10 protein-coding genes are annotated in these 12,813 nt (G+C 72.7%); 2 read left to right on the top strand and 8 right to left on the bottom strand.

All coding sequences use genetic code 11. From position 1 onward, the window contains the following. The first annotated feature begins 118 nt into the window (after positions 1-118). Positions 119-1,720 carry a tetratricopeptide repeat protein gene (locus C1708_RS13805; protein ID WP_106412955.1) on the top strand — a complete coding sequence of 534 codons (1,602 nt, stop codon included), beginning with the start codon at positions 119-121 and terminating at the stop codon, positions 1,718-1,720. 22 nt (positions 1,721-1,742) lie between these two features. Here the strand turns inward: C1708_RS13805 and C1708_RS13800 are convergent, their stop codons facing one another. The 3 genes from C1708_RS13800 to C1708_RS13790 form a co-directional block, all read right to left on the bottom strand. Next, positions 1,743-2,216, bottom strand: a complete 474-nt coding sequence (locus tag C1708_RS13800) for a VOC family protein (protein WP_106412954.1) — start codon at positions 2,214-2,216, stop codon at positions 1,743-1,745. Between the two features lie 46 nt (positions 2,217-2,262). Further along, on the bottom strand, positions 2,263-3,279 hold the full coding sequence (rarD, locus tag C1708_RS13795) for an EamA family transporter RarD (protein WP_106412953.1): 1,017 nt from the start codon (positions 3,277-3,279) through the stop codon (positions 2,263-2,265). A gap of 178 nt (positions 3,280-3,457) precedes the next feature. Beyond that, positions 3,458-4,312, bottom strand: a complete 855-nt coding sequence (locus C1708_RS13790; RefSeq protein ID WP_106412952.1) for an SDR family oxidoreductase — start codon at positions 4,310-4,312, stop codon at positions 3,458-3,460. Positions 4,313-4,517: 205 nt separating this feature from the next. On the opposite strand from C1708_RS13790, the gene C1708_RS13785 reads away from it, so the two are divergent. Further along, positions 4,518-5,741: an FG-GAP-like repeat-containing protein gene (locus C1708_RS13785; RefSeq protein ID WP_106412951.1), complete on the top strand. Its 1,224-nt coding sequence runs from the start codon at positions 4,518-4,520 to the stop codon at positions 5,739-5,741. Positions 5,742-5,822: 81 nt separating this feature from the next. Here the strand turns inward: C1708_RS13785 and C1708_RS13780 are convergent, their stop codons facing one another. The 5 genes from C1708_RS13780 to C1708_RS13760 form a co-directional block, all read right to left on the bottom strand. Next, the gene (locus tag C1708_RS13780; protein WP_106412950.1) at positions 5,823-6,881 is read right to left on the bottom strand and encodes a 2-oxoacid:ferredoxin oxidoreductase subunit beta; all 1,059 of its coding nucleotides are present in this window, start codon (positions 6,879-6,881) and stop codon (positions 5,823-5,825) included. Further along, positions 6,874-8,805, bottom strand: a complete 1,932-nt coding sequence (locus tag C1708_RS13775) for a 2-oxoacid:acceptor oxidoreductase subunit alpha (protein ID WP_106412949.1) — start codon at positions 8,803-8,805, stop codon at positions 6,874-6,876. Before C1708_RS13775 ends, C1708_RS13780 begins: the two co-directional genes overlap by 8 nt. A 149-nt stretch (positions 8,806-8,954) precedes the next feature. Beyond that, positions 8,955-9,614, bottom strand: coding sequence for a LuxR C-terminal-related transcriptional regulator (locus C1708_RS13770; protein ID WP_342210928.1), 660 nt, complete (start codon positions 9,612-9,614; stop codon positions 8,955-8,957). A 343-nt stretch (positions 9,615-9,957) separates the two neighbouring features. Then, positions 9,958-11,322 (bottom strand): sensor histidine kinase, encoded by a 1,365-nt coding sequence (locus C1708_RS13765; protein ID WP_106412948.1) that lies wholly within the window; start codon positions 11,320-11,322, stop codon positions 9,958-9,960. A gap of 110 nt (positions 11,323-11,432) precedes the next feature. Next, complete coding sequence (locus C1708_RS13760; RefSeq protein ID WP_106412947.1) at positions 11,433-12,653, bottom strand: sensor histidine kinase; 1,221 nt, start codon at positions 12,651-12,653, stop codon at positions 11,433-11,435. Positions 12,654-12,813: the final 160 nt, after the last annotated feature.

The following is a 12,813-nucleotide window of genomic DNA, read 5'->3' as shown; positions in this document are numbered from 1 at the left end:
CCCGGCACCGAACCGGGGCCGACGGCCCTTGGGACGAGCCTGTGACAACGCGGTGACGTGCACAGAGCGCGCGAGCGGACACACTCGACGGTAGGTGTACGACCCGAATGAGGGAACGATGTCTCGACTCAGCCGCGAGAAGAAGCGGGAACAGCAGCAGGCCACGGACGCGGCGCACCGTGCGCCGGTGCCGGTCGACGTCCGTGTCCCGGCCGACGGGTCGGGCGGGCCGGGCGCCCTCGTCGACGGCGTGCGGGTGATCGCGGGTCCCGGCGAGGAGATCCAGCAGGCGGTGCTGAACCGCCTGCACCGCATCGCCGTCGCCTCCGGTCGCGCCGTCCACGCCACCGTGCGCGACGAACGCATCGGGTACGTCGTCCCGCTCCGGGTCGCCCCGGACGGCTCCAGCACCTTCACGGCCCAGCCGGTCCAGCTGCACGGCCCGCTCGCACGGGGAGAGGCTTCCCCCGGGACGCCGGCCCCCAGGTCGTCGGTCCCCGGCACGCCTCCCCCCGGCATACCGCCGGCTCCGGAGACGCCCCTGCGGCCGACGCCCGAGCGGGAGCACGCGGCGCCCCGGTCGTCGGCCTCCGGGACGGACACCGACCGCACGACCCACCTGTTCCGCCCGGTCCCGGAATCCGAGGCCCCGCAGGCGCTCCGTCACGCCCCAGCACCTGAGGGACCGGCGACCGCTGACGCCGGCGAAGGTCCCGGGTCCCAGGCGGCTCCTGACCGTTTCCGTTCCGAGCCCGAAGCCCCGCCGTCCCCCGGCCCCGCCCCGGAGCAGGAAGCTCCGGACACTTCCGCTCCCGTACCGGAGCCCGAGGCGGCTTCCCCCGCCCCAGGGGCGTCCGACACCCCGACGGCCCCCGGCGCCGTCGCGCCGCCCCATGCCCCGGAGCCGGGAACCCCGGCACCCCCCGCCCCCCTACGGGAGGCCGCCCCCGCCTTCCCCGTGCGTCCCATCCCCGGGACGGAAGCCTCCTTCGACTCCCCGCCCACCTTCCGGCTGCGGAAGGTGACGCCGCCGCCGTCGGCCGGCGGCGCCCCGCCCGGCACCGTCGCGCCGCCCCTGGGCGTCTTCGGGCCGCCCCCGGACATGAACGCCCGGCCGCACCCCGGCGAGGGGCGCGACACGGCGCCCGGACCCGACCTCGCGGCCGCGCTCGACGCCGGCCCGGACCCCCGCCCCGTCCCGCCGCGCGGCTTCGACGCCGTCGCGGAGGCCGTGCTCGGCGACGAGCCCGCCGCCCCCGCCGGCAGTCCCCTCGCCGACCCCATGGAGCGCATCAGCGACGCCGTGCGGGCGGGCAGGATCGACACGGCCGCCCGCCTCGCCCACGACACCCTGGAGCACGCCTCGCGGACCCTCGGGGCCGAGCACCCGGAGGTGCTGCGCCTGCGCGAGCTCACCGCGTACATCGCCTACCTGGCCGGTGAACCGCTGCGTGCCTTCCGGCTCTCCCTCGACCTCGCCGTCGTCTGCCGCCGCGCGGGCGACGCGGAGGCCGCCTACGGCAACGTCCGCAGCGCGGCCACCGCATGGCGCGGGGTGCGCGACCCCCTGCTCGGGCTGGAGCTGGGCCGCGAGCTGACGGCGCTGTGGACCGAGCTGGCCGCCGAGGGCGGCCCCGCAGCCGACGAGGCGGAGGAACTGGACTCCGTGCGCGCCCGCATGGACCGCCTCACCGCCCGCGCCCGCGGCCCGCAGAACTGAGCCGCCTCCCCGGGGACGCCCGCTAGTGGAGGCAGAACTCGTTCCCCTCCGGGTCCGCCATCACGACCCAGCCCCCGGAGGGCTCCTCCACCCGCCGCAGCACCCGGGCGCCGAGCCCCTCCAGCCGGGCCAGCTCCTCGTCGCGGCGGTCCACGCCGGGGTGCAGGTCGAGATGGAGCCGGTTCTTGACGGTCTTCTCCTCGGACACCCGCTGGAACAGCAGCCGCCGGCCGCGCCCGGTGCCGCTCTCCTCCTCGTAGGGGTCGTCGGGGTGCCGTACGGCGGCCAGGTCGCGCCAGGCGCGGCGGCCGTGCGACGCGACGGTGAGCGCCTCGGGGACGGCCCCCGCGGCGAGGAGCTTCTCGATGAGCGCGCTGTTGTCCTCGACCACGTAGTGCAGGGCGGCGGCCCAGAAGTCCGCCTGGGCGTGCGGGTCGGCCGTGTCGATGACGACCTTCCAGTGCACCGGCGTGGCCGGTGTGGGTGTCTGCGTCATGCGCCCGTTATAGGGGACGGCACGGACAACGCCGCCCCGCCGCGCGCTACGGCCTGGTCTCCAGGGCCTTGGCCTCCGCCTCGCTCACCGGCGCGGCGGCCGGCACGGATCCTCCGGCGCCCGGCGCGGCGGTGTCGCGCGCACCGGCCGTCCGGCCGGACAGCGCACGGGCGGCGCGGCGCGCGGTGCGCAGCGCGTCCCAGGTGAGCAGCGTGAGCGCCAGCCACACCAGGGCGAACCCGGCCCAGCGCTCCGGCGGCATGGCCTCCTTGAAGTAGAGGATGCCGAGCAGGAACTGGAAGACCGGCGCCAGGTACTGCAACAGTCCCAGTGTGGACAGCGGCACGCGGATCGCCGCGGCGCCGAAGCAGACCAGGGGGAGCGCGGTGACGATGCCGGTCGCCACGAGCAGCAGCGCGTGTCCCGTGCCCTCGCCGCCGAAGGTGGACCCGCCCCGGGCGCCCAGCCACACCAGGTAGCCCAGCGCGGGCAGGAACTGGATCGCGGTCTCGGCGGCCAGCGACTCGATGCCGCCGAGGTTGACCTTCTTCTTCACCAGCCCGTAGGTGGCGAAGGAGAAGGCGAGGCACAGGGAGATCCACGGCGGCCTGCCGTAGCCGACGGTCAGGACGACCACCGCGAGGGCGCCGACCCCGACGGCGGCCCACTGGGCGGGCCGCAGGCGCTCCTTCAGCAGCAGGACGCCCATGGCTATGGTGACCAGCGGGTTGATGAAGTAGCCGAGGGACGCCTCGACGACGTGCCCGGAGTTCACCGACCAGATGTAGACGCCCCAGTTGACGGTGATGACCGCGGCGGCCACCGTGACCAGGGCCAGCTTGCGCGGCTGCCGCACCAGCTCGCCGATCCACGCCCAGCGGCGGATCACGACCAGTGCGGCGGCGACGAAGACCAGGGACCACACCATCCGGTGGGCCAGGATCTCCACCGCGCCGGCGGGCTTGAGCAGGGGCCAGAACAGGGGGACGAGCCCCCACATCCCGTACGCCGCGAAACCGTTCAGCAGTCCTATGCGCCGCTCTGCGGCCGGCTTCCCGGTCACGGGCCTCTCCTTCGTGTCCGACGCGTCCCGTGGTCGTGCGCGGGACCGCCGACGCGCGTGCGGAACCCACCCGGACGACGGTAACGCCGCACACCCCCATGTGTCATGTCCGTACCGTCATACGGTCATGACGGGCGGGGGTGGGGCGTGCTCCCCGTGCGTGAACCGGGGCCCGGGATCAGTTCTTGAGCGCGGCGGCGACGGCCTCGGCGAGCGGGGTGGTCGGGCGGCCGGCCAGCCGGGACAGGTCGCCGCTGTCGACCACCAGCTCACCCTCGGCGATCGCCGCGTCCACACCCGCGAGGACGGCCGCCATCGGCTCGGGCACCCCCGCGCCGGCCAGGATGCCGGTGAGCTCCTCGGGCGTGACCGGGCGGTGGACGATCTCCCGGCCGGTCTGCCGGCTCAGCTCGGCCGCGTACTCGGCGAAGCTCCACGCCTCGTCGCCGCCCAGCTCGTACGTCGTGTTCTCGTGGCCCTCGCCGGTCAGCACGGCGACGGCGGCGGCCGCGTAGTCGGCCCGGGAGGCGGAGGAGACCCGGCCCTCGCCCGCGGCCGCGACCACCGCGCCGTGTTCCAGCACCGGGGCCAGGTTCTCGGTGTAGTTCTCGTGGTACCAGCCGTTGCGCAGCAGCACGTACGGCACGCCCGAATCGCGCAGCGCCCGCTCCGTGCCCCGGTGGTCGTCGGCGAGCGAGGCGGTCAGGGTGCCGGGGGCGCTGGTGTAGGCGAGCAGGGCGACACCGGCCGCCCCGGCCGCGTCGATGACGGCCGTGTGCTGTCGCACCCGGCCCTTGTCGAACTCGTTGCCCGAGATCAGCAGGACCTTGTCGCCGGCCGCGAACAGGCCGTCGAAGGTCTCCGGCGCGTTGTAGTCGGCGACCGCGACCCGCACCCCGCGCTCCGCTAGATCCGCCACCTTCTCCGGGCTGCGCACCACCGCGGTGACCTGCTCGGCGGGGACCTTCTCCAGCAGCTGCTCCACGACGTGACGGCCGAGCTTCCCGCTGGCTCCGGTGACGACGATGCTCATGATGCGACAACTCCTCGGGGGTGTGTGTAGGTACTAACTGTACGACAGGCGCTAACTTTTAGAAAGTGCGTGTGGGGCGGGAGGAGCCTCCGCGTTGCCTTACGATCACCTCGCGCGTGCCGCCGCTGAACGGCCCAGGCGTCCGCCGGGGCCGCCGCATCGGGGGGTGCGAGGAGCGGACGCGCATCACTGGGAGGGGACTTACATGCGGAAACGTTTCAACCGGGGCGTCGCGGCACTGGTCGGACTCACCCTGGCCGGCACCGGCCTGACCGTCGCGACCGCCGCCCCGGCGGCGGCGAGCTCCTACGACTGCCCGTCCGGCTACTTCTGCGGCTGGTCGGGCGAGGGCGCCAAGGGCTCGATGTGGAAGACCGGCAAGAGCCTCGCGGACCTGGGCAGCTGGGACGACAGGATCCGCTCGTTCGTGAACCGTACGCAGTCGATCGCCTGCCTGTACGAGGACGAGGACTACGTGCCGTGGGGAGGCTACTGGGCCCAGGATCCGAACTCACCCGGCGAACTCAGCAGCTCCCCGGACGCGACCATCAGCTCCGTCAAGTTCGTCCGCACCGAGCGCGAGTGCAGTCAGCCCGCCTACCCGGGCTGGGTCTCCGAGACCTCCCCCGCAGCCGCCGGGTTCGGCGACATGAACGGCGACCGCAGGGCCGACGTCATCACCCGTGACCTGGCCGGACGGCTCTGGTTCACCCCGGGGAACGACACCGGCCGGCTCATCGGCGCGGGCGGCTGGAACGCCATGGACGCCCTGACCCGGCACGGCGACTTCAGCGGCGACCGCCGCGAGGACCTCATCGCCCGGGAGAAGGCCACCGGCAAGCTCTGGCTCTACCCCGGCACCGGCAACGGCTCCCTCGGCACGCGCAAGCCGCTGGGCGCGAGCGGGTGGAACTCGATGAACCACATCACCGCCTACGGCGACCTGACCGGCGACGGCCGCTCCGACCTGATCGCCGTCCAGAAGTCCACCGGCAAGCTGTGGCTCTACCCGGGCGCCCCGGGCGGCAAGCTGGGCGCGCGCAAGACCATCGGCTCGGGCGGCTGGAACGGCATGAACGCGCTGGCCGGCATGGGCGACGTGACGGGTGACGGACGTCCCGACCTGTACGCCCGGGAGAAGGCCACCGGCAAGCTGTGGCTCTACCCGGGCGCCTCCACCGCCCGGCTCGGCGCACGCGAGCTCGTCGGCAGCGGCGGCTGGAACACGATGGAACACCTGATCTCGGTCGGCGACTTCTCCGGCGACGGACGTCCCGACCTCGCCGCCGTGACCAACGAGAAGTACGTGATCGACGGCGGTCCGGGACACCTGGGCTGGCTGGTCACCTACCGCGGACGGGCCGGCGGAACCCTGTACGGCCCGCAGCGGGCCCACGGCGAGTGGTGGGGCCTCGGCGACTTCTGCTGAGGACACTCCACGTGAGCGGAAGGGCCCCGGCATCCGCGCGCGGATGCCGGGGCCCTTCCTGTGCCCGCGAGCCGTCGGTGCTCAGCCGACGACGGTCCAGGTGTCCCCGCCTGCCAGCAGCGCGGCGAGGTCGCCCTTGCCGTGCTGGTCGACGGCGGTGTCGAGCTGGTCGGCCATGAGGGTGTCGTAGACCGGCCGGTCCACCGAGCGGAACACCCCGATCGGGGTGTGGTGCAGGGTGTCCGGGTCGGCGAGGCGGGACAGGGCGAACGCGGTCGTCGGGGACGCGGAGTGCGCGTCGTGCACGAGCACCTGGGCCTCGTTCTCCGGTGTCACCGTGACGACCTCGAGGTCGCCGGTCGCGGAGTCGCGGACGACGCCCTTGGAGCGGTCGGCGCCGAAGCGGACGGGCTGTCCGTGTTCCAGGCGGATGACCGCTTCCTCGGCCTGCCGTCGGTCCTTGAGGACCTCGAAGGCGCCGTCGTTGAAGATGTTGCAGTTCTGGTAGATCTCCACCAGAGCCGTGCCGGGGTGGTCGGCGGCCTGGCGCAGTACCTCGGTGAGGTGCTTGCGGTCGGAGTCGACGGTGCGGGCGACGAAGGACGCCTCCGCGCCGATCGCCAGGGACACGGGGTTGAAGGGCGCGTCGAGCGAGCCCATCGGCGTGGACTTGGTGATCTTGCCGACCTCGGAGGTGGGGGAGTACTGGCCCTTGGTCAGCCCGTAGATGCGGTTGTTGAACAGCAGGATCTTGAGGTTGACGTTGCGGCGCAGGGCGTGGATGAGGTGGTTGCCGCCGATGGACAGCGCGTCGCCGTCACCGGTGACCACCCACACGCTCAGATCCCGGCGGGAAGTCGCCAGGCCGGTGGCGATGGCGGGGGCGCGGCCGTGGATCGAGTGCATCCCGTAGGTGTTCATGTAGTACGGGAAGCGGGAGGAGCAGCCGATGCCGGAGACGAACACGATGTTCTCCCGGGCCAGGCCCAGCTCCGGCATGAAGCCCTGCACGGCGGCCAGGACCGCGTAGTCGCCGCAGCCGGGGCACCAGCGCACCTCCTGGTCGGACTTGAAGTCCTTCATCGTCTGCTTGGCCTCGGCCTTGGGCACGAGCTGGAGCAGCGTGTCGGCGTCAGTCATCGATGGCCTCCTTCAGCGCCGCGGCGAGCTGCTCCGCCTTGAACGGCATACCGTTGACCTGGTTGTACGAGCGGGCGTCGACCAGGTACTTCGCCCTGATGAGGGTGGCGAGCTGCCCGAGGTTCATCTCGGGGACCACCACCTTGTCGTATCCGCGCAGCACCTCGCCGAGGTTGTGCGGGAAGGGGTTGAGGTGGCGCAGGTGGGCCTGCGCCACCGGCTGCCCGGCCTTCCGCAGGCGCCGTACGGCCGCGGTGATGGGGCCGTAGGTGGAGCCCCAGCCCAGCACCAGCAGGCGTGCGGTGCCGTCCGGGTCGTCGACCTCCAGGTCGGGGACGTCGATGCCGTCGATCTTGGCCTGCCGGGTGCGGACCATGAAGTCGTGGTTGGCCGGGTCGTAGGAGATGTTTCCGGTGCCGTCCTGCTTCTCGATGCCGCCGATGCGGTGCTCCAGACCCGGCGTGCCCGGCACGGCCCACGGACGCGCCAGCGTCTGCGGATCGCGCTTGTAGGGCCAGAACACCTCGGTGCCGTCGCCCAGCGTGTGGTTCGGGCCCTGCGCGAACTGCACCGTCAGGTCCGGAAGCTCCTCCAGCTCCGGGATCCGCCACGGCTCGGATCCGTTGGCCAGGTAGCCGTCGGACAGCAGGAACACCGGAGTGCGGTAGGTCAGCGCGATCCGCGCCGCCTCCATCGCGGCGTCGAAGCAGTCCGCCGGCGTCTTCGGCGCGACCACCGGCACCGGGGCCTCACCGTTGCGCCCGTACATCGCCTGCAGCAGATCCGCCTGCTCGGTCTTGGTCGGCAGCCCCGTCGACGGGCCGCCGCGCTGGATGTCCACGATCAGCAGCGGCAGCTCCAGGGAGACCGCGAGACCGATCGTCTCCGATTTCAGCGCCACCCCCGGGCCCGAGGTGGTGGTCACCGCCAGCGACCCGCCGAACGCCGCGCCCAGCGCCGCACCGATCCCGGCGATCTCGTCCTCCGCCTGGAAGGTGCGCACGCCGAAGTTCTTGTGCCGGCTCAGCTCGTGCAGGATGTCCGACGCCGGAGTGATCGGATACGAGCCCAGGAACAGCGGCAGGTCCGCCTGCCGGGACGCGGCGATCAGACCGTAGGACAGGGCCAGGTTCCCGGAGATGTTGCGGTAGACGCCCGGCGGGAACGCCGTCACCGCCGGCGCCACCTCGTAGGAGACCGCGAAGTCCTCCGTCGTCTCCCCGAAGTTCCAGCCCGCCCGGAACGCCGCGATGTTCGCCGCCGCGATGTCCGGCTTCTTGGCGAACTTCGCCCGCAGGAACTTCTCCGTGCCCTCCGTGGGCCGGTGATACATCCACGACAGCAGACCCAGCGCGAACATGTTCTTGCTGCGCTCGGCCTCCTTACGGCTGAGGTCGAACTCCTTCAGTGCCTCCACCGTCAGCGTCGTCAGCGGCACCGGGTGCAGGTGGTAGCCGTCCAGCGAGCCGTCCTCCAGCGGGCTGGCGTCGTAGCCGACCTTCTGCATCGCCCGCTTGGTGAACTCGTCGGTGTTGACGATGATCTCCGCCCCGCGCGGCAGGTCGCCGACGTTCGCCTTCAGCGCGGCCGGGTTCATCGCCACCAGTACGTTCGGCGCGTCACCGGGGGTGAGGATGTCGTGGTCGGCGAAGTGCAGCTGGAACGACGACACCCCCGGCAGCGTCCCGGCCGGAGCGCGGATCTCGGCGGGGAAGTTCGGCAGCGTGGAGAGGTCGTTGCCGAAGGACGCGGTCTCCGAGGTGAAACGGTCACCGGTGAGCTGCATCCCGTCACCCGAGTCCCCCGCGAACCTGATGATCACTCGGTCGAGCCGGCGGACGCCCTTCGTCCCCGCCGCTGTGCGCTGCTCTCCTACGACTGTTCCGTCGGTCTGTTCCGCTGGGCTGCTGACCTGGCTGGTCACTGAACTGGACCTCCTCGAGGCGGCTGTCCGGGACGGCCTTCCCGCAGGCCTTCCCCGCATAAACCCTACGACCGTCAGGGGTGTCCACCGTGAAGGATTCGAGTGAAGATCCAGCTGGTGGACAGCAGCCGGGACGTGCCGTCGTCCCCTCAGGAGTTCAAATACGTCAGCACGGCCAGAACCCGCCGGTGGTCGCCGTCGCTCGGGGACAGCCCCAGCTTCAGGAAGATGTTGCTGACGTGCTTCTCCACCGCGCCGTCGCTCACCACGAGCTGCCGGGCGATCGCCGAGTTCGTCCGCCCCTCCGCCATCAGCCCCAGCACCTCGCGCTCGCGCGGGGTGAGCCCCGCCAGCACGTCCTGCTTGCGGCTGCGGCCCAGCAGCTGCGCCACCACCTCCGGGTCCAGCGCCGTGCCGCCCTCGGCCACCCGGACCACCGCGTCCACGAACTCCCGCACCTCGGCCACCCGGTCCTTCAGCAGATAGCCGACGCCCCTGCTGGAGCCGGCCAGCAACTCGGTGGCGTACCGCTCCTCGACGTACTGCGACAGCACCAGCACCCCGACCCCCGGATGGCTCTTGCGCAGCCGCACCGCGGCCCGCACGCCCTCGTCCGTGTGCGTCGGCGGCATCCGCACGTCGGCGACCACCACGTCCGGCAGCTCATCCTGCTGGGCCAGGTCGTCGACCGTCTTGATCAGCGCGTCGCCGTCGCCGACCCCGGCCACCACCTCGTGTCCCCGGTCGGTCAGCAGCCGGGTCAGGCCCTCCCGCAACAGCACCGAATCCTCGGCGATGACCACCCGCACCCTGTCCTCCACGTCGTCGGCCCCCAAAGCCCCGCTCCGGGCCCGCCCTTGTGGCGGGCCCGGTCGTCGGGTCCAGCATTTCAGCATTCAGGGGAGGACGGGCCGGGACAACGCGATCGGGGGGTGCTGCCGTCATCGTCGTCGTCATCGGCCTCCGCGGGCCCATCCGGATCCGCGGAGGCACGCCCCTCCGGAGCGCGTCACCGGGGGCGCGTCACCGGGAGCGCGTCACCGGAGGCACGTCACCGGGGGCGCGTCACCGGGTGGGTGCGCGCCCGGGGCCCGCACCCGCCCGTGTGTCCGCCTGCGTGTCGTCCGCCGGACCGCGTGTCCCACCCCGCTGTCATCGGGTCCGCTCCGCACGCCACGGCAGCTCCGCGGTCACCCGCGTCGGACCGCCGGCCGGGGAGTCCACGACGAGGATCCCGTCCACCGCCTCCAGCCGCTCCGCCAGACCCGCCAGCCCGGAACCGCGCGACAGGTCGGCGCCGCCCACGCCGTTGTCCACCACCTGGAGCATCAACCGGTCCTCCGACCGCCACACCTCCACGGCCGCCCAGGTCGCCCGGCTGTGCTTGCTGACGTTCTGCAGCAGCTCCGAGACCGTGAAGTAGGCGATGCCCTCGATCGCGGGCGCCGGCCGCTCCGACAGGTCCACCTCCACCTGCACCGGGACCGCGCAGCGCGAGGCGACCGACGAGAGCGCCGCGTCCAGGCCGCGGTCGGTGAGGACCGCCGGGTGGATGCCGCGGGCCAGGTCCCGCAGCTCCTGCAGGGCCGTCTTCACCTCGCCGTGCGCCTCGTCCACCATCCGCGCCGCGGCCTGCGGGTCCTCCCGCAGCTTCTCCTTCGCAAGCCCCAGGTCCATCGCCAGGTTCACCAGCCGGGCCTGCGCCCCGTCGTGCAGATTCCGCTCGATGCGGCGCAGGTCCGCCGCCGCCGTGTCCACCACGACCCCGCGGTCCGACTCCAGCTCCACCACCCGGGTGGCCAGCCGCGACGGGCCCAGCAGCCCGTGCACCATCAGCCGGTCCACCATCGTCAGCGCCCGCACGATCCACGGCGTGGCCAGCGTGAACAGCAGACCCACGCCCGCCGTCACCGCGATCTCGAACGGGTTGTCCAGGTAGATCGCGTGCTGCTCGTCGCCGTACAGCTGTATGCCGCCCTGGCCCGCGTGCATCGGGAACACCCAGAACCACAGCGGGTACGTCAGCAGCGACCAGCCCAGCGTCCAGAAGGTGACGGTCACCGCGAAGGAGAGGACCGCCCACGGAAGCTGCAGCACCGAATACAGCAGCGCCCGCCAGGAGGCGCCGCTCTTCAGCACGGCCCCGACCCACCCCATGAAGCCCTGCCGCTTCAGCCGCAGCGGCTCCGGCTCGCCCACGTCCAGGCCGAGCAGCCCGCGCGCCCGCGCCCGCTCCACCGACCCGATGCCGCGGCACCCGGCGAGCGCCGCCGCCAGCACCGGCACCCCGAGGAACGTCACCAGCAGGCCCGCCCCCAGCGAGACCATCGTGACCGCGTAGGTGAACAGCAGGATGCTGACCGGCAGGCTCAGCAGCACGTACGCCAGTTCCCGCCAGGCACGCCCCTCGACCGGCGCCCGCAGCGCCGACGGCATCCGGTGCCGTCGTCCCTCCACGCCCCGTGCGTGTCCGGGCCCGGTGGGGAGCCCGTAGCCCTGTTCGTACTCCGTGGCCATCGGCTTCGTCCTTCTCCTCGTCCGGCGGCTGTGCTGTCGTACCACCAGAGTGCTGCGCCGCAGGTCGGCGGGGAATGAAGGCCGTCGCAGTCTTCGGTGGGGGGTTTTCCCTACCTACGGCCCCGGGCGGACGCCCTCCTCCCCGGCGCTTCCCCCGCCGGAGTGCCCGAACGGTCCCGCCACGGCAGCTCGGCCGTCACCGTCGTCGGGCCGCCCTCCGGGGAGTCCACGACGAACAGGCCGTCCACCGCGCCCAGCCGGTCGGCGAGCCCCCGCATGCCCGTACCGCCGTCGAGGCTCGCCCCGCCCACGCCGTCGTCCCGCACCTGCAGGAACAGCCGGTTCTCCGACCGCCACACCTCCACCGAGGCCGACCGCGCCCGGCTGTGCTTGCTGACGTTCTGCAGCAGTTCCGAGACCGTGAAGTAGGCGATGCCCTCGATCGCCGGCGCCGGCCGCTCGTCCAGGTCGACGGTGACCGTCACCGGCACCGTGCACCGCGTGGCGACCGACGACAGCGCCGCGTCCAGGCCGCGGTCGGTGAGCACCGCCGGGTGGATGCCGCGCGCCAGGTCCCGCAGCTCCTGCAGCGCCAGCTTCACCTCGCCGTGCGCCTCCTCGACCATCGACGCCGCCGCGTCCGGGTCCTCCAGCAGCTTCTCCTTGGCCAGGCCCAGCCCCATCGCCAGATTCACCAGCCGGGCCTGCGCCCCGTCGTGCAGGTCCCGCTCGATGCGCCGCAGGTCCGCCGCCGCCGTGTCCACCACGATCCCGCGGTCCGACTCCAGCTCGGCGATGCGCCGCTCCAGCTCGTCCGACGGCGACAGCAGACCCCGCACCATCGCCCGGTCCACGTCGGTCATCGCCCGCACCACGTACGCCAGCACCGGCCACAGCACGAACAGCCCGGTCAGCGTGACGGTGAAGGTGAGGACGCCCCACGGCATCCGTATCAGCGTGAACAGGAACGTCCGCCAGCCCACCGGGTCCTTGACCGCCTGCCACAGCCCCGGCCAGAACCCGCCGCGCCACGGCAGCGGGCTCGGCTCGTCCACCCGCACCCCGAGCGCCGATCTGGCGCGCGCCCGCTCGAACCGGCCGAGCTGCCGCGCCCCCATCAGGCCGAGCGCGAGCAGGGGGAGACCGATCACCGTGACCGTCAGGCCCACGCCGGTGGACAGCACGGTCACCGTGTAGACGAAGCCCACCAGCGACACCGGGAGGTTCGTCAGGAGATGCGCGATCTCCTTCCAGGTGTGCGCGTCATAGGCGAAGCGGGCCGGCGGCGGACGGTCGCCCGGCCCGGCCGGCTGCGGGATCGGTTCGGTCATGGGCCCAGCCTGCCCGGAGCCGGGGGGCCCGCGCCATGAGGAGGACCGCCAAGGTGAACTGAGGAAAACCCCACCCCCCGCGTGCCAAGCCCCGACGGACTGCTTACCGTGCCTTTATCAGGGCCTAGACTCCCGTGCGTACAGATCGTCGGACCGTGGC

The organism is Streptomyces sp. DH-12 (assembly GCF_002899455.1).
GTDB lineage: Bacteria > Actinomycetota > Actinomycetes > Streptomycetales > Streptomycetaceae > Streptomyces.
This window is presented reverse-complemented; position numbering and strand designations above follow the sequence as displayed.